The 23,044-nt window shown below is 57.5% G+C and carries 19 protein-coding genes and 1 pseudogene; 7 read left to right on the top strand and 13 right to left on the bottom strand.

The window, feature by feature from the left end; translation table 11 throughout:
• Positions 1-6 precede the first annotated feature (6 nt).
• From HG264_RS14080 to HG264_RS14055, 6 genes are all read right to left on the bottom strand, one after another.
• Positions 7-3,741, bottom strand: coding sequence for a hypothetical protein (locus tag HG264_RS14080; protein WP_169408253.1), 3,735 nt, complete (start codon positions 3,739-3,741; stop codon positions 7-9).
• Positions 3,742-3,782: 41 nt separating this feature from the next.
• Positions 3,783-5,318, bottom strand: a complete 1,536-nt coding sequence (locus tag HG264_RS14075; RefSeq protein ID WP_169408252.1) for a hypothetical protein — start codon at positions 5,316-5,318, stop codon at positions 3,783-3,785.
• A 539-nt stretch (positions 5,319-5,857) separates the two neighbouring features.
• Positions 5,858-6,925 carry an ACR3 family arsenite efflux transporter gene (gene arsB / locus HG264_RS14070; RefSeq protein WP_169408251.1) on the bottom strand — a complete coding sequence of 356 codons (1,068 nt, stop codon included), beginning with the start codon at positions 6,923-6,925 and terminating at the stop codon, positions 5,858-5,860.
• 13 nt (positions 6,926-6,938) lie between these two features.
• Entirely contained in the window at positions 6,939-7,652 is a 714-nt protein-coding gene (gene arsH / locus HG264_RS14065) for an arsenical resistance protein ArsH (protein WP_092850574.1), read from the bottom strand.
• Between the two features lie 11 nt (positions 7,653-7,663).
• Positions 7,664-8,077, bottom strand: a complete 414-nt coding sequence (gene arsC, locus HG264_RS14060) for an arsenate reductase (glutaredoxin) (protein WP_092850563.1) — start codon at positions 8,075-8,077, stop codon at positions 7,664-7,666.
• 6 nt (positions 8,078-8,083) lie between these two features.
• Complete coding sequence (locus tag HG264_RS14055) at positions 8,084-8,434, bottom strand: helix-turn-helix transcriptional regulator (protein WP_169408250.1); 351 nt, start codon at positions 8,432-8,434, stop codon at positions 8,084-8,086.
• A gap of 131 nt (positions 8,435-8,565) precedes the next feature.
• Here HG264_RS14055 and HG264_RS14050 point away from each other — a divergent pair, with 131 nt between their 5' ends.
• From HG264_RS14050 to arsJ, 3 genes and pseudogenes are all read left to right on the top strand, one after another.
• The gene (locus tag HG264_RS14050) at positions 8,566-8,991 is read left to right on the top strand and encodes an arsenate reductase ArsC (RefSeq protein ID WP_169408249.1); all 426 of its coding nucleotides are present in this window, start codon (positions 8,566-8,568) and stop codon (positions 8,989-8,991) included.
• A gap of 46 nt (positions 8,992-9,037) precedes the next feature.
• Positions 9,038-10,068: pseudogene (locus HG264_RS14045) on the top strand (ArsJ-associated glyceraldehyde-3-phosphate dehydrogenase).
• Positions 10,061-11,296 carry an organoarsenical effux MFS transporter ArsJ gene (gene arsJ, locus HG264_RS14040; RefSeq protein WP_008958323.1) on the top strand — a complete coding sequence of 412 codons (1,236 nt, stop codon included), beginning with the start codon at positions 10,061-10,063 and terminating at the stop codon, positions 11,294-11,296. The pseudogene HG264_RS14045 and the gene arsJ overlap by 8 nt, the downstream one beginning before the upstream one ends.
• A gap of 106 nt (positions 11,297-11,402) precedes the next feature.
• Here arsJ and HG264_RS14035 read toward each other — a convergent pair whose 3' ends face one another.
• Positions 11,403-12,671 (bottom strand): ferric reductase-like transmembrane domain-containing protein, encoded by a 1,269-nt coding sequence (locus tag HG264_RS14035; protein WP_169408248.1) that lies wholly within the window; start codon positions 12,669-12,671, stop codon positions 11,403-11,405.
• A gap of 301 nt (positions 12,672-12,972) precedes the next feature.
• Here HG264_RS14035 and HG264_RS14030 point away from each other — a divergent pair, with 301 nt between their 5' ends.
• Positions 12,973-14,274 (top strand): ISL3 family transposase, encoded by a 1,302-nt coding sequence (locus HG264_RS14030; protein ID WP_008958322.1) that lies wholly within the window; start codon positions 12,973-12,975, stop codon positions 14,272-14,274.
• 339 nt (positions 14,275-14,613) lie between these two features.
• Here the strand turns inward: HG264_RS14030 and HG264_RS18860 are convergent, their stop codons facing one another.
• Entirely contained in the window at positions 14,614-14,949 is a 336-nt protein-coding gene (locus tag HG264_RS18860) for an IS3 family transposase (RefSeq protein WP_169408247.1), read from the bottom strand.
• A 352-nt stretch (positions 14,950-15,301) separates the two neighbouring features.
• Here HG264_RS18860 and HG264_RS14020 point away from each other — a divergent pair, with 352 nt between their 5' ends.
• Positions 15,302-15,889: an antitoxin Xre/MbcA/ParS toxin-binding domain-containing protein gene (locus tag HG264_RS14020; protein WP_256663684.1), complete on the top strand. Its 588-nt coding sequence runs from the start codon at positions 15,302-15,304 to the stop codon at positions 15,887-15,889.
• Positions 15,889-16,356 (top strand): RES family NAD+ phosphorylase, encoded by a 468-nt coding sequence (locus HG264_RS14015; protein ID WP_169408246.1) that lies wholly within the window; start codon positions 15,889-15,891, stop codon positions 16,354-16,356. The genes HG264_RS14020 and HG264_RS14015 overlap by 1 nt, the downstream gene beginning before the upstream one ends.
• A gap of 110 nt (positions 16,357-16,466) precedes the next feature.
• On the opposite strand, the gene HG264_RS14010 is transcribed toward HG264_RS14015, so the two are convergent.
• From HG264_RS14010 to qatA, 5 genes are all read right to left on the bottom strand, one after another.
• Positions 16,467-16,778 carry a DUF4113 domain-containing protein gene (locus HG264_RS14010; protein ID WP_169408245.1) on the bottom strand — a complete coding sequence of 104 codons (312 nt, stop codon included), beginning with the start codon at positions 16,776-16,778 and terminating at the stop codon, positions 16,467-16,469.
• A gap of 269 nt (positions 16,779-17,047) precedes the next feature.
• Positions 17,048-17,815: a Qat anti-phage system TatD family nuclease QatD gene (qatD, locus tag HG264_RS14005; RefSeq protein WP_169408244.1), complete on the bottom strand. Its 768-nt coding sequence runs from the start codon at positions 17,813-17,815 to the stop codon at positions 17,048-17,050.
• Positions 17,812-19,188, bottom strand: coding sequence for a Qat anti-phage system QueC-like protein QatC (gene qatC, locus HG264_RS14000; RefSeq protein ID WP_169408243.1), 1,377 nt, complete (start codon positions 19,186-19,188; stop codon positions 17,812-17,814). Before qatC ends, qatD begins: the two co-directional genes overlap by 4 nt.
• A complete protein-coding gene (gene qatB, locus HG264_RS18720) occupies positions 19,185-20,027 on the bottom strand; it encodes a Qat anti-phage system associated protein QatB (protein WP_306085221.1) in 843 nt (280 codons plus the stop codon). Before qatB ends, qatC begins: the two co-directional genes overlap by 4 nt.
• An 8-nt stretch (positions 20,028-20,035) precedes the next feature.
• Positions 20,036-21,985: a Qat anti-phage system ATPase QatA gene (gene qatA / locus HG264_RS13990; protein WP_169408241.1), complete on the bottom strand. Its 1,950-nt coding sequence runs from the start codon at positions 21,983-21,985 to the stop codon at positions 20,036-20,038.
• 435 nt (positions 21,986-22,420) lie between these two features.
• Here qatA and HG264_RS13985 point away from each other — a divergent pair, with 435 nt between their 5' ends.
• Complete coding sequence (locus HG264_RS13985) at positions 22,421-23,017, top strand: DUF6338 family protein (protein WP_169408240.1); 597 nt, start codon at positions 22,421-22,423, stop codon at positions 23,015-23,017.
• Positions 23,018-23,044 lie beyond the last annotated feature (27 nt).

Here is a 23,044-nt window from a genome sequence, read left to right as displayed (position 1 = left end):
ACGTTCTCAGGAAACGGCAGAGCTAGCAGCACTGTCATCAGACTTGAGATCCACAACAGCAGCTGTTTGATACTTATCGGGAATCGCCAACGCAATTATCAGTAGCAGGCGCTGCAACGTACGCTTCGGCCCGCTGGTAGGGGTCAGGCTGAGCCTTAGTCCGGCCCGCCTAGTGTTCCAATGACGCCATTCCACACCATTGACCTGCAACAATTCTCGCAGCTCACAGGTGTCTATCACGGCTGATACTGCCGCGCTGACGCGGGCATCAAGTAGTGCTGCGAGCTTTGCTATTGAGCTCAACTGCTCTACCCGGACCACATAGTAGTCACCACTCTTGGCATCAATTGTCTCCTCCAATGCGCGCAATCCAGACAATAATTCATCCAACTCTGGTAGCGAAGACATTCTTATCTGGCGATCAAGTACTCTAAGGCGCTCGATTACATTGTTATCCTCACGCTTGAATTGCCGAGCTTTTCTGTCGCTAACGGCCCAAGCTAAAAAATCGTCAGAACGCGTTGCCAGCCGATAGCCGTCATATCCGGTTCGAACCTCCAAGCTCAACGCGCGGTCTACCGCGCACCTAGACGCTGGTATGTTCAGGCCCAACGTTCTCGCTACTACATCTACGGGCTGCCCGCTATTCCGGAGTCTGCGCAGCAGCATGTCAACATCCGTTAGACTAAGAGGCCCAGCCTTCAGCGACTCACATAAGAGGCCTGAGAGGGTGGCAACCTGGGGCGTCCCAGTAGCAACCGCAGGCTTCGGTATCGCAGGCAGGCGTCCCTCAGATGCCCTACCCGAGCCTCGGCGCCGTGTCCGGACTGTGGCGTAGGCTATCTGCTCTGCATAAGCCACCGTGTGATCCGAGAGCTGGGGCTCGGGTAAATAATCTGACACCAATTGATCAGCGCAGTGTGTGTAACTACCCAGCGTAGTGCTCTCATTGGCATGACCAGCAGCCACGGCAATACTGCGCAGCGGAAACCCCGCGTCACTACCATAAAATTCTGGCCAGACAGCTTCGGATAGCTGCTCACAAAAACCGGGGGTTACCAAGCCGATGTGAGACGCCACCGCTCGTGTCGCCCAACCATGGCGCAGATGATGAAAGCGGCTACTGCTATCACCCGTCACTCGGCGGAGCAAACCGTTTAGAACACGCCCAGCCTCCGCTCGATCAATCAGCTCCGCTGCCCCAGAATGCTCAGCCATCAGCATAGCAGCGGGATTATCATCAAAGTCGGATTCGCCTGCAGCCAATAACCGGTCCAAAACGCGTGTTTCCAGCGCATCCAGTCGTTCTATCAGAGGTACAACCCGAACACCCGCATGTGATTTTGTCTCAGCGAAAACAGAGTTGTGCACCCAAACATAAACCTGTTCCCCGTCGCGCTGCACGTCGGTAAAACGCAATCGTAGCGCCTCTCCAAAACGCAGGTTGAACCGAAACCCAAGAAGTAAAAGCCCAGCATACTGCCATCGGCGACGCTCCCCCAGAGACGCGTCGTCGACTAACGCAGTCAATGCACGCCGATATTCCGCAGAGGTGATGATATTTGCTTCCGCAAAACGGGTCTGGGCACGGCCACCAGCGGCTCCCATAATGGCGGACCAGTCCAGATCTTCCATCAAATAAACTTCTTGAAAGAAAGCATGCATTTCGCGTAATCGGCAGGCTAATTCAAATCGGCGCTTGGGCTCTTCACGTTCAACAGCACGCAGATATAGCTCTTCGTACGCCACCTCATCCAGGGCATAGACATCAAGATCTGCACTCACAGGAATCAGCCTTGATGCGACGAGCACGGAGTATTTTTCCACTGTGGAATAGGCCAGACCTTTTTTGCTCCGCGTTCCATGCCGACATAGATGGACCGTCCAGCCTGCGAGCATCATCTGAAGGGCGGACCAGCCTGAACTTTCGCAGGCTAGCTGCAACGTCTTCACGAGCTCACGCTTGCTACGGGTACGCGCTAGCTGGTTACCAGTACGCTTAGTGTTCCGGGCAGCAGAAATCAGGCGACGAAACTCCCGTAAAAAAGCCCGTCCCTCCCCGGCAGTGTGTTGCCGTTTCGAATTTTTTATAACGGGTGTCCAGTTATCGGACTTGGCTGGCTGATTTGCGGCTGGTTCGTCGCCAGACGTTAACGATTTACCCGTTACCACTCGCACCCATTGAGGCAACGGAAGCGATACGGCCGGTATAACACCACTGAGACAAGACGAAATGTAGCCCGGCATTTCTATTCCCGAGACCGCTCTCGAGACACGGACCAAACGATCATAAGGACACCCGCCAGCTGAACCCGCAAGCTCGCAAACCAGCGAGTTCAAAGCTTTTCTCGTCTTGGTTTCTTGTATCTTCTGGCCTGCGGTTTCGGCTCGGAACAAACCATAGATGAGTTTTTGCGATACCGGATCAGGAAACCACCTGAAGACTGCTCCATGACCTAAGGGCACATCGACAAACACGGAGCGCTTAAGAAGGTAGGTTTGCGCCAGCAGAGCGCTCCCCAGGACTTTCAGCCTGTCCGCATTAGCGATTCCACTAAACATAGCCGCGCTGACCACAATCTCCGCAAGCCGAACATGCACATCGAATGAGGCCTGATTCTTCCCCTGTTGCTCTAGGTAGCCCAAATATGCGGCTCTAATTCCCTGACCTGCCTGATAGTCGATGAGTGAACCGGCATGAAATGGCGAGGGCTCAATTTCTATCTGACGATATCGCGCAATTTGGCGGAGTATTGCTAGCCCACCTGGACGGGAACGCAGGTGACTGTAGAGAAGCCTGAGACACCAATTTACCGAGTGTCCTCTAGTTGGTGCCTGAATAATAATCTGTTCAACTATGCGCTGGACCGCTGTCCGGTTCACAGCAGCACCTGTGGGAAACTGCTCACTCCACAGCTCTCTGAAGAATGTTGCAGCGATTGAACGTTTTCCCTTACGCACAGCTTCACGTCGCTGGTAGCCAAACAACGCTTCTGAAGAGGTATTAAGCCGTGACCGCTTTACAGGCCGGTGTCTGACTCGAGAGCCATGCAACGGTGATCGGGCCACTGTCCATCCAATTTTCTTTAACCCCTCTTCCAAGTAAGGACGGATCTGGCCCAAGGTATTTAACGCTGGTTTTGTCGATGTCGCTCCAAATGGATGATCGACTCCGTCGGCATGCCCTAGCTGGATGCTGACCCAGTCAGCCCGACGAGTAAGATGCAACAGCGTGTCTGCCATCACATGGCGAAGAAAATTCACCGGCAATGTCCAGCGGTCTTGCCAGCGCTTTGAGAGAGTTGCCGGCGTGACCGCCTCCCAACCGTCACAACTTTCCTGCAGATAGAAAAAGAACGGTATCCGCGCGTTGCCCTGAGATACATCCCAGATCAGCGCCGGCAATTCACCAAGAGGCGAGCCCCCCTCAAGTTGAGATGCCAACAGGCGCAAATAATTACGATAAACACTTACTTGTTCTACCGCCGTATCTGGTAGGGAAACCAGCCGCCAAGCCCGCGACTCATCGCTGACCTTATCGCAAATAAGTAGTAACCCTCGGTCAAAATCAAAGTGTTTTAGCTCGCTGAAGGGGTCTTTAACTGCACGATGTCCTGTGCAGCAAAAAAGCAGCGCAAGGCAATAGTCAGTGAATGCGTTATGCCGTTCCGCAAGGCTCCCGTTACCATGAATGGCTGACTGCAAACGCGTCAGACTGATCTCAGGTAAGCTGGAAATCACCTGAGACTCCGGAAAGAAACCCGTAACCGTTGACGTACTCATTAGACTCGCAGCATATCCTCAGTAACCTCCGTGTATCGGTGCTTCAAATCGTCAATGAAATGCACCACGTAATAACTGATCATCGGCGCAACCTGATCAGGGCCGGACGCCAAATGGTGAACAACTCCAAAATCGCGATACCGCAGGTTCAGTTCAATGGCCAACGCTGCAGGAATGCGTTCGCGGCGGATCCGTGTGTAACGGCCCCCAGCACGAAGGCATTCCATGACCTTATCGACATCTTCTTTTGCCTTATTCAGCTCAACACCCAAAGCTTGCGCCAACGCACAGTCTTGATGCTGAACGTTCGCGTTCATCCAGTTCGTCACCATATCGGGCAACTGGAGTACTAACGTCGTTTCTCTGGGCAGAAACTGCTCCGCCACATCAGCATTCGGAGTGTAAGCATTGCTCGGCAGGCGAATCGTCCGTCGATACGCTCCGCCGACGTCAAAAGTTCCTTCTGGCCCAACAGCAGCCTGCAGCACGTCATCTAGGGGCATTCCGGTGACATACATGAGCGCCACAATGCCAGCGCCTGATCGCAGGCCGACATCCTCGCTTACCGTGAGCTCTCGTAGCCGGGATGCGAGCCAGCGACGCTCGATTGGGGTTAACCGACCGGAATCGTTTGGCGTTAGGCGTTGATGACGGGAAATCCAATGACGTGTCTCGCGGCACTGGGCATCAACCTCCTGTTCAGACGTCGGCTCATCCTCTTCTTCCTCTTGTGGAGTCAGGTGCAAATCCACATATTTTGGAGGTTCAGCCGTTTGACTGTCGCCAGGCTCGGTGACCAGAGTGCGGTACGTAGGACCAACACTGATACCAACACCAGAGGGCGGATTAGAGTCGGTTTGAGAGATAAGCGAAACTGGAGGCGTTTGCCTGGATGTCGGAGAGCTACTGGAGGTACGCAGTCTCAAAAGCTTGTTGAGCATTCCTGAAAGGGCATCGTTAGCAGGCAGATTTGCAAGATATTCTGCCCAAGCGGACCAGTCAGTAGACACGTCTGTAGGCAATCGACCCATGCTGGATTTTGGAGTGCTGATAGCGATCAACTTCCGCAGCTCATCCGCAATCGCTTGAATACCCCTAAAGGTTTTCTGTTGAATCGCAACTTCCAGAAAGAGGCGATGTATCAGGTTGGCTTGTTCACCAAGTTCGGCCAGGGGCTCCTGCAGCAAAAACGCTGGCAAGGGATAGCGCTTGAATTTCCCACCCAGGGGGTTGCCTGCAAGGCTGGTGGCCGCTAGCCGCGTCCAGGACAGATCATATTTCCTAAGCTTACCGGCGTCTTGGACGGACTCGAGCGCTCGAACCCACTCCAACACGGATCCATCTTTAACAGGTATTACTTGAAGAATACCCAGCAGCTTCTCAACCAGATTCAACGCCGCAGGGAAATCGCGATCGATCCCGAGTATTCGTTCAATCTGTTGCACGGTGGTCGCGCACGGCGAACTGCCCACTATCTCCGTAAGCACACCGCCAGTGTCACCGTCGTTCTCTGCGTTCAGCTTATTTGCATGCATCGATCACCAGGACTCGTAACCTCCGTCATCTGGTGAGGCTAACAAGCTGGCTATGTGCTGTCACTGGCTTTCATCATCCTAGATACGATCCACCGAATCGTTGCAAGAGGCTGGATACGGCCAAAGGCTGTTGATCGCCTGCCCCCTGACGTAGGATATCGATTTCGGTAAACAACAAGCTTTGGTCAAGATTGAGGCTAACTTCCCATGAGCGGAACAGTACGGGGTATCCGGATTATCTGGTTGCTATGCGAAATTGAAAGGTGGGCGACAAGCAAAACTCACAACGGATTAACTGGTTGATAGGCCCTACATAACCACACTTGAAGCCATAGCCGCTTACTTGGCCGCCGTTGATAAAGCGAAGGAGAACCGGACTACCTGGTTCATGCTCGGGAAGCTGTGGAATTGGCCAGGACAAGAGGGACTACGCTGGGTGATGGCTCGCCAGGCTACCCTGATCACGTAGCTTCTCGGCTAGGCGTTGACTTTCAGATCACGCATTGAGGCCCGTGTTACAGGAACACGGGCCGATTTTATTATTCGGGGAATCTGTCCCGTGTGTTGTTGGCGATTCTGACCAGCATGAGCATGATTGGCACCTCCACCAGCACCCCTACCACAGTGGCTAACGCCGCGCCGGAATGCAGGCCAAATAGGGCGATGGCAGCGGCCACGGCCAGCTCGAAGAAGTTGCTGGCACCGATCATCGCCCCGGGGGCCGCCACGTTGTGGGGCACCTTCCACGCCTTGGCCCAGCCGTAGGCGATGAAGAAGATCAGGAAGGTCTGGATGATCAGCGGGATGGCGATCAGCACGATATGCAGCGGGTTAGCCAAGATCACGTCGCCCTGGAAGGCGAACAACAGCACCAGAGTAATGATCAGCCCGATGGGGGTGATCGGCCCCACCTTCTTCATGAAGACGTTGTCATACCACTCGCTGCCGCGGCGGGCGATCAGGGTACGCCGGGTCAGGTAGCCGGCCGCCAGCGGAATCACGATATAGAGAAAGACCGATAGCGCCACGGTGTCCCAGGGCACCTGGATGTTCGACACGCCGAGCAGGAAGACCACGATGGGCGCGAAGGCGAATAGCATGATCAGGTCGTTGAGGGCCACCTGCACCAGGGTGTAGGCGGCGTCGCCGCGGGTCAGGTAGCTCCACACGAAGACCATGGCGGTGCAGGGGGCGGCCCCCAGCAGAATGGCGCCGGCCAGGTATTGGCTCGCCAAGTGCTCCGGAATCAGCGGACGGAACACCACCATCAGGAAGAACCAGGCGATGGCGAACATGGTGAAAGGCTTGATCAGCCAGTTCACCGAGGTGGTAATGACCAGCCCCTTGGGCTGGCGGCGCACACCGAGTACGGCGGCGAAGTCGATTTCCGCCATCATAGGAAAGATCATCGCCCAGATCAGGATCGCCACCGGGATCGATACCTGGGCATATTCGAAGCGTGACAGCGTCTCAGGTACCGCCGGGGCAAACTGGCCGAGCAGCACCCCGACGACGATAGCCAACGCCACCCACACCGAGAGATAGCGCTCGAAGAGACCCATGCCCTCGGAGGCGCTGGGGGCCTGGGATTCCTGGAGTACGGTCATAGTGTGACTCCTGTCAGATGGCACATTGGTTCACGCGCCGGGAAACGTCTTCTGCGCTTTCCACTCGCTCAGAGTAGCGGTCTGTCAAGTAGTCGCTTCGTCCCCGGATCATCAGGGTGAACTTGGTCAGCTCCTCGCAAACATCCACTATGCGAAGGTACAGGGGGGAGGGCTTCATGCGCCCATCGTCGTCGAATTCGGTAAAAGCTTTCGGCACCGAAGATTGATTGGGGATCGTCACCATGCGCATCCAGCGACCAAGGATGCGCATCTGGTTGACTGCATTGAAGCTCTGGCTACCACCTGAAACTTGCATCACGGCCAGGGTCTTGCCTTGGGTCGGGCGAATACCGCCCAGCGACAACGGAATCCAGTCGATCTGGGCCTTCATGATGGCCGTCATGGCACCATGGCGTTCGGGACTGACCCACAGCATGCCTTCCGACCACTCGGCCAACTCGCGTAACTCCTGAACCTTGGAGTGGTCGGCCCCCGCATCATCCGGCAAGGGCAGGCCGCTGGGGTTGAAAGTTCGCACCTCGCATCCGAACCAACGCAGCAGCCGCCCGGCTTCTTCGGCAACCAAACGTGAGTAGGAGCGTTCACGCAGGGATCCGTAGAGCACTAAAATACGTGGCGCATGCTGGGGGGCCTCGGGGCCTGCTAACAGTGTCGTGTCGATGGAACGCAACTGCGAAGGATCAATATGGGGGAGGTCTGCCAACATCTTGATGTCGCTCATGGCGCGATTCCTGGGTAATGGATGACTTCACCATCTTCCTTGACGAAGTGCGCTACTGGATGGTCAAGGAGATCCAGCACCGTCTCCGAGGGTCGGCATAACCTGGTGCCCTTCCGTGTCACCACGATCGGCCGGTTGATCAGAATTGGTTCCGCCAGCATGGCATCGATCAGCTGCTCATCCGTCAAAGCCGGGTCGTCCAGCCCCAATGACTCGTAGGGGGTTCCCTTGCGCCGCAGCAGATCCCGAGGGCAGATACCCATCATCGCCAGCAGCTCCACAAGCCGTTCCCGGCTTGGAGGCGTCTTGAGGTATTCGATGATCTCGGGGGATTCACCAGAGGCCTTCATCATCGCTAAGGTATTGCGCGATGTGCCACAGTTCGGGTTGTGATAGATCTGGGGGAGCATACCGTCTCACTTCCTATCTTGATTCGGAGTGCAACCGATTAGGGACTCCGCCAAGGGGCCACACACCTCCGGATGCCCCGCGCAGCAGTCGCGCACCAAGAAGCGGATGGCTTCCTGCATGTGGTTTAGATTCGCACGATAGATGATCGAGCGCCCCTGGCGACGGGATACCACCAGACCTGCCCGCGACAGAACAGCTAGGTGCGCCGACATCGTGGCATGGGGCACCGATAGCTGCCGTGCGAGCTCACCGGCGGCGAGCCCATCCGGTTCCTGGCGTACCAGCAGGCGAAAGATCGCCAGGCGTGTCTCCTGGGCCAGAGCGGAAAAGCTCTCGATTACGTTTGATATTTCCATATTTCTAAAAATATGGAATTATTGGGGGTGCGTCAAGTCCTGCACTCAAGGTAGAAGCGTAGAACGTCCTAGCAGCACACAACATCTCTCTATCCGCATATATGCAAAACCGCATTAATGAGGGCCCACTGATGAGACAGCGACGTGTTCTGTTCCTGTGCAATGCCAACTCGGCCAGGTCCCTGATGGGCGAAGCCCTGTTACGTCACCTGGCGGGAGACCGCTTTGAGGCGTTCAGCGCTGGTTCCGAGCCGGATCGCCCCCATGAGATCACCTTGGCTACCTTGAGCAAGCTAGGTATCGACACTCAGGGGCTCGCCAGCAAGTCCCTGGGCGATTTCGCCGGTGAGCATTTCGATTCGGTGATCGTGCTTTGTGACAAGGCCCAGCAGGCATGCCGTGACTGGCAGGGCAGCAGTGATGAGTATCTCTACTGGGATATCCGCGATCCTCGCCTTATCGAGCGGTCGGATGCCTACGAGCAGGCGCTGGCCGAAATCCGTCATCGGCTATTGCTCTGGCTGGAGATCCAGGAGCGCGACGACATCGAGCGCTGAACCTCGATCCATCGAGACCCACGACTAAATTCAAAGCGAGGTAACTATGACTCTGCGTATTGGTATCAATGGCTTCGGACGCATTGGCAGATTGACGCTGCGCAGCCTCTGGCGCTCCGTCGAATCGGGCGAGGTCGAGATCGGCTTGATCAACGATCCGGGCGGTGACGCTGCCACCTTCGCCCACCTGCTGGAGTTCGACTCGGTGCATGGCCACTGGGCACCGGGAAAGGGAATCGACGCCACCGAGGCGGACATCCTCATCGACGGTCGGCGCCTGGCTTTTACCTCCAAGGTCGCCACGGCCGACAGCGTCTGGTCGGGCTGCGACGTTGTCATCGAGTGTTCGGGCAAGATCAAGACCCGCGAGAAACTGCAGGCCTACCTGGACCAGGGCGTCGGTCGGGTGGTGGTAAGCGCGCCGGTGAAGGAAGAGGGCGTGCTGAACGTGGTGATGGGGGTCAATGACGACCGCTACGATCCTGAGACACACCGCATCGTCACCGCGGCGAGCTGCACCACCAACTGCCTGGCGCCGGTGGTCAAGGTTATCCACGAGACCTATGGCATCCGCACGGCTCCATGACCACCGTCCACGATATCACCAATACCCAGACCATCCTCGACGCCCCCCACAAGGACTTGCGCCGAGCCCGTGCCTGCGGCATGAGCCTGATTCCCACCACCACCGGCTCGGCCAAGGCGATCACCGCCATCTTTCCCGAGCTCGAGGGCAAGCTGAACGGCCACGCCGTGCGGGTGCCCCTGGCCAACGCCTCGCTCACCGACATGGTCTTCGAACTCGAACGCGAGGTGACGGTGGACGAGGTCAATGCTGCTCTGAAGGCCGCCGCCGAGGGCCCGCTAGCCGGCATCCTGGGCTACGAGGAGCGCCCGCTGGTCTCCATCGACTACCGTACCGATCCGCGCAGCTCGATCATCGACGCGCTTTCGACCATGGTGGTCAACGGCACCCAGCTCAAGCTCTACGCCTGGTATGACAACGAGTGGGGCTACGCCAACCGGACCGCCGAGCTGGCGATGAAGGTGGGGAGTGAGCAGGTGGGCCATGTCTGAGGCAGGGAAGCTCGGGATCCGCTTGAAGGGGCTGCCCTTCGAGGTGCGCCAGTACCTGCTGATCACCGGCAACTACTGGGCCTTCACCCTCACCGACGGTGCCCTGCGCATGTTGGTGGTGCTCTACTTCCATCAGTTGGGCTACTCACCGCTGGAGGTGGCGCTGCTGTTCCTCTTCTACGAGGCCTTCGGCGTAGTCACCAACCTGGTGGGGGGCTGGCTGGGGGCACGCCTGGGCCTCAACCGCACCATGAACGTGGGCCTCGGCCTGCAGATCGTCGCGCTGGTCATGCTGATGGTGCCCGCCGCGGCGCTAACCGTGCCCTGGGTGATGGCCGCCCAAGCGCTCTCGGGCATCGCCAAGGACCTCAACAAGATGAGCGCCAAGAGCGCGGTCAAGGTGCTGGTGCCCAAGGACAGCCCTAGTGCCGGCAGTGCCCTCTACCGCTGGGTAGCGATCCTCACCGGTTCCAAGAACGCGCTGAAGGGGGCCGGTTTCTTCCTCGGCGGCCTGCTGCTGACTCTGATCGGCTTCCGCGGTGCGGTCATCGCCATGGCATTGATGCTCGTCGCGGTGTTGACGCTGTCGCTGATAAGGCTCAAGGCTGACCTGGGTCGCCAGAAGCGCAAGCCCAAGTTCACCGAGGTGTTCTCCAAGTCCCGGGCCATCAACGTGCTCTCGGCGGCGCGGCTATGCCTGTTCGCCTCCCGGGACGTGTGGTTCGTGGTGGCGTTGCCGGTGTTCCTCTACGACCAGCACGGCTGGAGCCATTGGACGGTGGGCGGCCTGCTGGCTATCTGGGTGATCGGCTATGGTGGGGTGCAGACCCAGGCGCCGCGCCTCACCGGCCTGGTCAAGGGCGGGGCGCGGGCCGTCACCGTGTTCTGGGCGTTGGCCCTGGCCGGCTTGCCAGCGCTGCTGGCCCTGCTGCCCCTGGCCGAAGTGGGCTGGTTGGTGACGGGGCTTTTGGCCTTCGGCGTGCTCTTCGCCGTCAACTCCAGCTGGCACAGCTACCTGATCGTGCACTATGCCCGCGCCGATGGCGTCTCCATGGACGTGGGCTTCTATTACATGGCCAACGCCATGGGCCGCCTCGCCGGCACACTACTCTCCGGTTGGGTGTACCAGGTGTATGGCCTGGCCGCCTGCCTGTGGATCTCGGCCGCTCTGGTGGCGGCCAGCGCCCTGATGGCTCTTGCGCTGCCACAGGAGGCGTCTGGGGAATGATGTGGGGTACCCGACGCTGACCTTGCCCCACGGCTATCGACTGAGCCCCAGGACCCTCTACCCCATGCTGCATTCGATGGAGCGCAAGGGGGCCTGCCCTCCGTGATTAGCGAAAATCGAAGTACTCGTAGGCCAGGTTGTGGCGCGGAATATCCAGCGCCTCCATCTGCTGGCGCACCGCTTCCTTCAACCCCTGGGGACCGCAGAAGCGGATCTCCACGCTGTCGGCCGGCACTTCGTGGGCGATCTCGGCCAGGCGCTCGCGGAAGGCGACACTGTTCGGCCCGGCGGGTACCGGCACCAACTCCACGCCGCGCGCGTCGGCCTGGGCCTGCAGGGCTTCGACGTCGGGGAACTCCCGCCCCGGGGTGTAGCAGTAGAAGAGCGTGACCCGCTCCAGCGACTCGGCCTCGGGATCCTGCAGCCAGGAGATGAACGGCGAGATCCCCACCCCGCCGGCGACCCACACTTCATGGCCGGCCCGCTCGGGCCGCGTGAAGTGCCCGTGAGGTGCGTAGATATCCGCGCGCATGCCCACCCGGCTCTCGCTGACCAGCTTGCGGGTGAAGTCGCCCAGCCCGCGGATGAAGAACTCCACCGCGCCGTTCTCCTGGCTGGCCGAGGCGATGGTGAAGGGGTGCGGCTCGCGCAGTCCCTCCTCCTTCAGCCGCAGGAAGCCGAACTGGCCGGGCTGGAAGGCCACGCCGCTGCCCACCGGTGCCAGGCGCAGGCGAACCGCTCCGGCGCCGGGCGAAACCTCTACCACCTCATATTCGCCATGGCGGGCGAGGCGCGGATAGAGCAGCAGCTTCCAGGCGGCCGCCGCCACGCCGAGCACCGAGAGGATACCCAGCCAGAGGCCGGCGGGCTCGCTCAGGGCGATGGGTGACTCGAAGGTCAGCCAGTGCAGGATAACCACCACGAACAGCGGGCCGGAGAGCTTGTGCCAGCTCCGCCACAGGTGGTAGGGAATCTTGCGGTTGAGCGCCAGCAGGATGATGAACATCAGCGCCACGAAGCTAAGTTGGCGCAGCAGGCGGGTCCAGTACTTGCTGACCTCGAGGATCGGCGCCACGTCCCAGGCGTCGAGACCGGCCTTGAACACCAGGTGGTACGAGGCCAGGCCCAGCGCCCACACACCCATCCACTTATGGGCGAGGTAGACCCGGTCCAGCCCGCCCAGCAGCCGCTCGACCCAGGCCCATCGGCTGGCCAGAATGGCCGAGGTGGCCATCAACGCCAGGGCAGCCACCCCCGCCGCCAGGCTCAGGGTGGCCGACGTGGCCCAGGTGGATACGGGTACTTCCCACAGCACCAGCAGGAAACTGATGGCGACCGTGATGCCCACGGCCTGCCCGGGTTTCAGCACTTTCATGTCTTGCCTCCTTGGATGATGGTCACGATGACGTCGGGGAGGGGGAGGTGTGTTCTGTTATGCGGGGATTATCTGTGGGGAATGTTGTAGTGGTCAACTAGTACAAGGGAAGCACACGACGCAGGCTCTACCGTCGCTGTTCGCGCTGGGCGCCGCCGTGCTCAACGGTCCCCTCAACCAGGGGATCATCCACGGCCTCAAGGTCAGTGGCGGCATTCTCGTCACCATGTAGCTGGCATCGTCCTCAATGCCAAACAGGCACTATCCCGATAAACATACTTGCCACGAAAACGCCCAAGATATGACGCACTTTTCTGACAACATTCTCCACCTGCCGGAATACCACGTCCTGGGCACCAAGGTGGAAGAGCATGATCTCCACTACCAGATCGAAGCTCCTGAGCCTCTAGCTTGCGAGGAATGCGGCGTTGAGAATGAGTTTGTCAGGTTCGGCAAGCGCGATGTGGCCTATCGTGACCTACCCATCCACGGCAAGCGGGTCACCCTCTGGGTGGTCCGTCGCCGGTACACATGTCGAGCCTGCGGAAAGACATTCCGTCCGACGCTCCCCGAGATGGTGGACACTCATCGCATGACGCGGAGGCTTTACAGCCATGTTGAAAAGGAGGCCTTCAACCACCCCTACGCCTATGTAGCCGATACCACGGGCCTCGATGAGAAGACCATACGCGAAATCTTCAAGAAAAAGGCTGAGTTCCTGGCGATTTGGCACCGCTTCGAGACTCCTCGTTGCCTGGGCATCGACGAGCTGTACCTGAATCGCCGCTACCGCTGCATCCTGACCAACTTGGAGGAGCGTACTCTGTTAGACCTGCTGCCCGGTCGTCAGCAGGACGCGGTGACGAAGCGGCTCATGAGCATGACTGAGCGCGACAAGGTCGAGATCGTCAGCATGGACATGTGGAAGCCCTACCGCCGTGCCGTTCAGGCGGTGCTGCCACAGGCCCGCATTGTGGTCGATAAGTTCCATGTGGTGCGTATGGCCAACGAAGCCCTGGAGAAGGTCCGCAAGGGGCTCAGGAAGGAGTTGACGGCCAACCAGCGACGAACCCTTAAGGGCGACCGGAAGATCCTGCTGAAGCGGGCTCACGACGTCTCAGACCGCGAGCGTCTCATCATGGAAACCTGGACAGGGGCCTTCCCCCAGCTCCTGGCAGCCTATGAGCACAAGGAGCGGTTCTACCACATCTGGGGCTGTGCCACCCGGCGGGATGCTGAGAAGGCGTTGGCTGCCTGGGTTGACGGCATCCCGCAGGGGCAGAAGGAGGTCTGGAAGGATCTCGTTAGCGCCGTCAGTGGCTGGCGTGAGGAGGTGCTGACCTACTTCGAGACCGACATCCCAATCACCAACGCCTTCACGGAGTCGATCAACCGGCTGGCCAAGGACAAGAACCGCGATGGCCGGGGCTATTCATTCGAGGTGATGCGGGCCCGGATGCTCTACACCACCAAGCACAAGAAGAAGACGCCACAGACCAAGGAATCTCCGTTCCTGGGCAAGGCCACCATGACCTACAGCATGGGTCTCCCCGAGGCCGAGAAGAACTACGGCGTCGATCTATCAACCTTCTGGGAGGATTAAGGTTTTGGTGGATCAGAGGGGATCATCAACCACTTAATCCGGATACCCACAGTACGGACGATTGTGAAATGCCAACATGCCGGCGATGACACAGGGGATGTTATTGTCGAGCTCCCACCAAACATCCTGGCAGAAATGGACGTCGGTCTCGGTGATTCACTAAGTATCGATATGATTGACGGCGCGATAGTGCTCAGACCAATCCGGCATGCTGAGGAAAAATCCTGAGACAGCAGTTGACCACCGGCAGTCCCTCATGACGGGCTGCTGTCGGCCAGAAGCGCACAGTCGCTACGAGGTAAATAAATCTGAACTAGCCCCGGTTGTGTGGACACCTTGTTAAGAGACAGCGTTTCGTTGCTCATATTCGAATGGCGTCATGTAATCCAAGTATGAGTGCCGGCGCTGTCGGTTGTAAAAAATCTCGATGTAATCAAATAAGTTTTGCCTAGCCTGCTCACGAGTCCGGTAGCGGTGGTGCCTCACATGCTCAGTCTTCAGGGTGTGGAAGAAGCTCTCCATCGCTGCGTTATCCAGGTATTTCCCCTTGCGGCTCATGCTAGGCTCGATACCGTTTCTGGCTAGGATTGCTTGATACTGGCCAGTCCGGTACTGCACCCCTTGATCGGTGTGGATCAACAGTTCGGAAGGTTTGCCGCGTCGACCTAATGCCATTTACAAGGCATCTGTTACCGGGCTTCGATTAGACTTTCATTCATCGCCCAACCTACGATCATTCTCGAGTACAGGTCCATGAAAACTGCCAGATACAGCCATCTTCAGCGGTGGAGATAAAAATGATATCACCCACCCAGCGTCGGTTTGGCTCAGATGAAGAACTCTAAGGCTAACCTGGCTGTTCAGGATGAGGCCGCAGCGCTGGTGGCCGAGTGCAAGGTCCTGATCGAAGCAGAACGCAACGCCATCACCGCCCGCACAATGACATCCAGTTCAAGCGGGTCTGAGGCCCGTTCAGCTATTTGCCGGGTGTAGTAGCGAGATCCGAACGACTGGACTATGCTATCATTTGACGTATTACAGAAACCCATTTGGGGTGATTAGGATGAACGCTACGAAAGAAGCAAGTGCTGGAAAGCCTGCAACCAGCAAGCGTGTTGAAGCAAAGGCTAAGGGCTTTGAGGGAACCATCAAAACGAGGCGCGTTGCCCGGCGCGGTCGTACAATGGACCTCGACCCAAAAGACGTTGCTCTGTTTTTTGAAATGGCCGCTAGACAATCATTGCGCACTGAGCGCGAACGCATCGAGCAGATCACCGCAGGCTTTGAAGAAACGTGGCTTATGGCGTTGAAGTCAGCCTTCAATCTGAGCCAAGAGACCCTCGCAACTATCGCCAACGTATCTACAACAACGCTTGGGCGGATCAAGAGCGGCATGGTACTAAGCCAAGTGGCATCCGAGCGCATTGACCGCGTTGCGCAGGTGGCGATGCTGGCCGCTGAAGTCTTTGAAGATGAGAGCGTGGCCGCGCAGTGGATGTCCAGGCCGCATGATCTGTTAGGCGGTGTGACGCCCCTGTCCCTGTGCGAAACCGAACTGGGAGCCCGTCAGGTTCGCCGCGTGCTACATGGGATTGAATGGGGCAGTGCAGCCTGATGCGCGCCTGGCGTATTTCCAAGGCCAAGCGCGCCAAGGACTTGAGTGGCCAAGGCGCTGCCTTTGAGGGCGGGCGCTGGAACGATTCGGAGATACGCGCTTTATACCTGGGGCTGTCTCCTGGTATCTGCTGCCTGGAAACCTTTGTGCATCAGAACCTACGCCCCATCATTCCAATGAAGATCACGGTGCTTGAGTTGCCCGACGACCCGGCGCTGTACCTTGAGCCTGCCCTGGGTGATCTACCTAACGGTTGGAACGCGTTACCGGCAGACAGACCCAGCATGGGCTTTGGTACTGACTGGCTGAACCGGGGTGAACAGTTGGGCCTGATCCTGCCGTCCGCCGTTATGCCATTAGAGCGAAACATCATGCTCAACCCCCTCCACCCGGCGATGGAGGAGGTGCAGATAGTTGATGTGCTGGACTTCAGCTACGACGACCGCATGTTTCTAGTGCGTGATTGATAGCACAAGGCAGGAATTGAGCATCTAAGGTAAAGAAAACCTTCCCTAGACCGTCAAATATGCGGTTAAAGCAAAGAAACCTTGCCTTTGTTTGCCTGGCCCGCGCCGGATCACCCTAGACGCACCTTCTTCAGCTGGCTCCATTCCGTCATGTACGACGGAGAAAGGTATTGCCGTTTCATGGCCCAGCCCGGCTGTGCAGCGGTGCGGGCGAATCTGACACTGCCACGGCCCCACTTGCGGTTTATCTGGTCCACCAGACTCATGACTGTCTGGCTTGGTGCTGAGTCCCCCGGACAGAACATATCGGCGGTATAGCCCTCGGCATCCACAATGTGCGTGAGGATGACTCCGGCCTTGGCGTAGCCATAACCCTCCCGGTACGTCGACCGCAGCGCATCCTGGGCGACGTGCGTCATCATTCGGTATCAGCAGTAGGGGAAGGCGTTGAGATCGTCAGGGTGCGCCCGTAGCGCTCGCTGGGTTCAGCAAACCAGCTCCCATTCAACCAACTACATTGACTGCCGCCAGCCCGGTAGGGCTTTTATGAAGGGCAGTAGTCGGCCAAAAGCAGCACATCAGAATTGCCAACGAAACCAGGCGCAGTTCAATGCCAGTCGGAGAGAAGCCAGCATCCCTGACGACTTGCTCACTGACCTGAAAACCATCTTGAAAGCTATCCACCCTTGCACTAGCTGGACACTAAAACACGCAGATTACTGACGATCTGCTCAGCTGCTTGCTCTGGTGATTGCTCTCGAAGCATTGCCAAAGCTTGTACAGTTTTCGGGATATCTACAGCAGGCCTGGTTGATCGCCCCTCACGTTGCACGAACGGGCCATCGGTCTCGGTGAGAAGCCGGTCGGACGGAAGCGAGGCGACGAGGTTGCGATGCTTGGTGGAGGCCAGCATCTGCGAGTTGATAGAGAAATAGCATCCAAGCTCCACGGCCCTCTTGGCCTCGTTAGCTGAACCGGTGAACCAGTGGAGAACCACCGTCCCACGGTCGCTCGGAAGCAGGCGCTCAATGTGGGATAGCACCTTGCCTACACTCCGGACACTGTGGACGGTCAGGATTTTCCCGCCCTGCTCCGCGCAAGCCTCGAGCACCCTTTTGAATACCCGCTCCTGAGCATCAAAGCTTCGATAGAATCTGGGCCCGGCATCCAGCCCTACCTCTCCGACGTATCGAGTCTCCTCAAGCAAACGTTCCAAGAGCGGAAGCTCGGATTCGCGCTCTGCTACCAGTTGGGGATGTAGCCCCAATGCCACCCGGACATGCCGAGCCGAGGCCGCAAGCTCACAATTGCGCCGCCATGCTTTCGGTGTCGTGGTCACGGCCAAGGTGGCAACCTCAGCCTGATCGCATTCCACTATTAGACGCTCGTGATCGGGATAAAGATCAAGGTGGCAGTGGAAATCTACCCATTTGGGACTTGTGCTGTTCTGCGGCTTCATAGTGGTATGGCTATCACACCCTCAAGGTAATAGTCGACTTCCAGCAACCCATCTCGATAAACCTGTTCGAAGTCATTCAGTCTGTCAGGATGGTCGATCAAAGGCCCTGGCTCATGAATTGCGAATTTGACGCGGTGTGGAGCACGCTTGAGGCGAGCGATGGCCAGTTGAAAAGAGCGCACATGTTCGCCATCAGATTTGTTCGTGTCCAACGCTTGCGCATGCAGATCCGCTATGACATAGCGGGTCTGATCTGGCCCGCACCCGCGGTGAATCGCTGCCCGCCTGATGATACAGGGAACGCAGAAACCACAGTGCTTGGGTGTTCGATTCAAGGGATCGGGATGGTACCTAGCCTTTCCAGGCGACGAGCACGACATCGTCAGATGTACATGATCCGCTAGGAACACTTGGTCTGCGCACTGCTCAGCCATCTGCCCCTTGGTGCGATGGCTGAACATGTTGAACAGCCTCGTGCTCAGGCCCAAACGCTCAAAAAGCTCATTCACGCGCGCCATGTAGTATGGATGCGTCGTGCGCGTGCTACATGCACCCAGGCGGCGCGGATCCAAGGGGACGTTCAGAGAAATGAGGCCATTTTCAGGCACATGGATGGTAATCGAGTCGCCGATCGCTTCCGCAGCCATCGCCGCCAGCGCGAAGAACAGGAATGAGCGCGCGCGAAGTGTATCCTCACTGCCACCATCCTCCACGAGATCGTGTGGGAACCCCACACGGGCCTGGACGTGATTGATCGACGTTTGGGAAAACCTCGCCTGCAGCGCTGCCCGGCAGTCGTTCTGGTAGGTGCTGGTGCTGTTGGTGTCCCAGTAATGGCTCACAAGCAATGGCTTCGCGCCGCCACTGAGTAGATCGATCGCCCCAATGAAGCTGTCCATCCCCCCTGAGAACAGGCAGACGCTGTCCGACTCATCTGTTCTCAAGCTCTCCGGAGCGGGAGATAGCTCACCGATACCTGTGGGCCGCTCGCGGAAGACCACACGCCAGCGATCACCAGTGAGGAATTTCAATGTCGAGGCCAACATGTCGGACGTTGCTATCCACAGTGTGGTATCAGCGACAGGGACGTAGAGGTCGATCTCTCTCGTCCAGGCATTTTCCGACTCGGTGTCCCGTGAGATTCTGGTATCCGCAGCGGTAAGAGTTGCCGCCAATAGTGCCAGGTCTACGACAGTCTCTCCCGGGCTCAGACCCAGATCAGCCAATTGCTCAATGGCTTGGCCAATCCCAAACTGTAGTCGCCCGAACCCGTCGAGGAATTGGATGTTGGTGATGACACTGCCTGGCTCCAGCAGCGCCAGATCCTGGTCATCCGTTTCGCCAAGTCTGCAGATGATGCTGTGGTGCCTCATTCCAGCCCCTCCGCTGCAGTCGCGATAAGATCGAATGCCGCCTCATAAATCGCAGACGTGACCTGATTGACCTCTTGGTCTGTAGGAGCCGGCCATTGCTCCAGCCGGTTGGCAAGCTGCCCCCTTGTACAACCCGTGATGAAAGAACTCAACTGAGATTGAATGTGCTCAACCGCTTCCACATCATCCGGCATGGTGATGCCCCTACCGCCCAAGTCAGCCATGATCATGCTCTCAATCGAGTTCGCTACAAAGTCGAGGAAGAAGTTCTGCCGATCAGCTTGAGTCATGTCCTCGAAGCTACCACTGCCTGCCTCGTCCTGTTCGGCGATCGTATTCAGCGCAGCCTGGCGAGCAACACCTTCGTCAATCGCGCCGCCAGGCGGGCAAATGAACTCCAGCAGCGTGAGCAGCACCTGGGAGGCCGGTTGCCCTGGTGCCACGGTGAGCTGCAACCGCCGCAGTGTCTCCGCGGCCCCGTTGCGCTGAACATCTCCGAAGATACTGAGCAACTTTGCCGCGGTAGCTCGGGATGCCCCCATGCGGCGTGCGCCTCTCGACGATCCCCCTACGCCTTTACGCACATATGAAGACAGGGCGTTTCCCAAATCGCTGGGGCTTCCAGTGCGGGCGAACCGGGTGAAGCTGCTGCGAGCCCCCCGAAGTGAGCCTGTACCGTCATTGTTTACCGGCCCTGACGGAGCTGAGCTAGGCTGAGATGGGTTAGCTTGGCCTGACCCGTTCGGTTGAGCAGCCGGGGCAGCTGGCTGTGCCACATCATCAATCCAGGAGGGCACCAAGCCGGAGCTCGGGCCTCCATATCCTTTGGAGGTACCCATATCAATCCTTATGATTTGCCGCTGAAGGCCAGTACGCGATTGGCCGCCTTCTGAAGATTCTCGTTCTCGACTTGTTGGCTCCAGCCCCTCAGAATTCGCTCGAACGCTTGGATAGCATTTGTATCCTTAAGGCATTCATGCCATGGGGCGGGAGCCCACATGCCGAGTTTTGCCGTGGGCAGAGATCGGATAAATTCGATCAGGCGCTTCTGCAGCGCGGGGCGTTGTTTGACAAGCTCGATCAACCCCGCGACACCTTTGGGTTGATTCGCAAAATCATCCGCCTGGATTATCTGATCGCGGAGTGCGTCAAAAACATTCTCGGCATCAACCTCCGCCAATCCCACAATTTCTTTCTTCGTGGTCGCTTGCCGGATCTGTAATGGTGGGCCCATGAGCTTGTCGACAAGCGCTTCGAGATGACTTACCGCAACCTGCCCCATCAAGGAACTGCGTTTGTCGCGAGTCACGAAGATATAGGGGCGCAGATCCACGCCAGTCAGCGCGGGATCGATCGCCGCCCATTTGCTGATCCAATCGCTCTTCTCCCAGTCGTTCACATCTCCAGAGTTGGCCACTGCCTTGAGCTTCCCAGAGCCCTTTTCCTCATTCGGCTCTGAATCGGTACCCTTGGACTTCTTGGCACGTTTTTCCAGTTCGGTGATTGCCGGCACCGTACCGCCCGCATCCAGGCTCGCGATCCGGGCCAACTGCTCGTAAAAGTCAGGGTGAAAACGCTCAGCCAGCATGATTTTCGCAAGTATTGGACGCCGGATGTCCTCAGCAAATCCACGAGCTTCGGCGATGGCGTAACGCAGCATCATGGAGTTAAGGAAGCGTTTGATCTGCCGGGGGTTGCCCCGGGTTCCTTCGCTCAAGATTCGGGCCAACAAGGCACTGGTATCCAATGCTTCCTGGGCATAGTCGGGAAGCGGGCTGCCGAAAGCGCCAGCTACGGCTTTGCGGTCGAGGCCGGTGCTCTTCCAAGGACGGAGCATATCCTGCTGGGCGGTATTCAAGAGCGCCTTGAATCGATCGTCATCCGTTTTGACGAAGCTCTCCAACTGCAGCAGCGTGATGTAACTACGGGTTTCCGCCAGCCCTAGAGCCGGGATGCGGAACGGTACTTGGATGAGCTTTTCGAGGTAGTTACGCGCGTACGTCACAGGCCCCGCGCCTTGCGGGAGGTCTGGAAAGTGTTCGCGTACCGCGTACTCGATCATCGCCTCGTCAGCCCCGACCACGAATGCTGTCCGGTCTACGAAGAGGAAGAGGCGGATGGCCTCAAGCGTGGCAATTGCTGTCTTCGGCAAGCATCGATCAAGGTCATCAACGATGACCACCAACTGGTCAATGTCGGCAGCCGTTAAGAGCTCTTCGAACTCGGCTCTGAACTCATGCATGTGCTCGGGAAGCTGCTCAGACTCGATATCAGCATCTTTGATGAAACCTCCAGCCTCTTTAGCAAGGTCATTGAGCCGTTCAAGGCTCAGATGTTCACCGGGGTTCTGCACAAAGGAAGAAATCGATTCCACAGCTCCTCTTAACTGATTGAGGTTGGGGATGCCTGTGAACGCGGTAATGCCTAACCCACCTGCTTGCTTGGCCAGTTTGAACCAATCAACTCGGCGTAAGACCTTCTTTGCGGCCTCAGCAACCTTCGCTGAGCCAGGGCGCGCACGCCTCAACTCATCGACAATCGTCTGGATGACGACAGTTTTCGCGTCCTCAAAACCTTCGAATGTCCACCCGTTGAACCAGATACAGCAGACGCGATCATCAGAGTTGAGGATCTGCTGGGTCATTTTCAGAACGCTGGATTTACCGGCACCCCAGTCACCGTGAACGCCAATGGTGACCGGCGCCCCCCGTGATTCGCGAAGTAAACGCTCCACTGTTTTAGCGATGGGGGTGTAATACAGCAGGTCGGTAGCCGTTTCCTGGTCGTTCAAGAACATGCAAAGAACTCCCTTCCTAGCATTTGAGATCTACCCATTTAAGTGAATTCAACGCTAGAAGACGGCTGTTCTCACATCACTTGGCAGGCATATACAGAGCTTACGAGTAGGCCAAAGCCGGCACGCTGATGTCAATATCTTATTCTGCTGCGTTCGCGCTCGCTGTTCTCGTACTATGCGGCCATCATACTGCCCCCTGCATTTATAAATACGCAATGACCGCTTCTGGGCCGTTTTCATGAGGGGGTGATCGGGAACTGGCCCAGGGTGCAGACGTACGGCCGGCGGGCTCGATATTACGGGCAATAGCTGCCCGATCCGGCACCCAGTAGGGGGCAGCGGTGTAGATGGTGGGCATTATTTTTCTCTGTTCTGAGTGGTAAGAGTCTCTGAGGAGCGTTATATTCGGCGCAGACTTCGAGGGAACGATTGGGAATGGATGAGCTAGTTAAAGAAGTAATTCCGCTACTTCAATATTTGATTCCTGGCTTTGTTGCGACCTGGATTTTTTACACGCTCACCTCATTCAAGCGGCCAGATACTTTTGGGCAAATAGTTCAGGCTCTGATATTTACGTTCTTCATCCACGGAATCGTTACAGGCATTGGTGAACTGCTGATTGCCGTCGGTAATGCCGTGTGGGTGTGGGGAGTGTGGGATCAGAAAGCAATCGCAACTTGGTCAGCTGTGATCGCGGTCCTGCTTGGGTTGCTCACGTGCTTCTTGGTCAATAAAGGCTATTTACATGCTTTTCTTCGATTTGCGGGGATCACCGTTAAGACCTCTTGCCCAAATGAATGGTTTAGTGCGTTCAACCGGTATAAGAGATTTGTGGTTCTACATCTAAAATATGATCGTCGTATTTATGGTTGGCCGGAGGAGTGGCCATCAGAACCAAATAGCGGTCAGTTTGTTATCCTTGACCCCGCTTGGCTGGATGAAGATGGGAACGAGTATCCGCTTGGTGTGGATGCATTTGTAATCGACGCCACGCAGGTACAATGGGTAGAGCTCAGTAAGAAAACTTGGTGAAAAAATGACTAGTAAAGCACCTCAACC

This window comes from Pseudomonas sp. gcc21 (assembly GCF_012844345.1).
In the GTDB taxonomy this organism is placed as follows: domain Bacteria; phylum Pseudomonadota; class Gammaproteobacteria; order Pseudomonadales; family Pseudomonadaceae; genus Halopseudomonas.
This window is presented reverse-complemented; position numbering and strand designations above follow the sequence as displayed.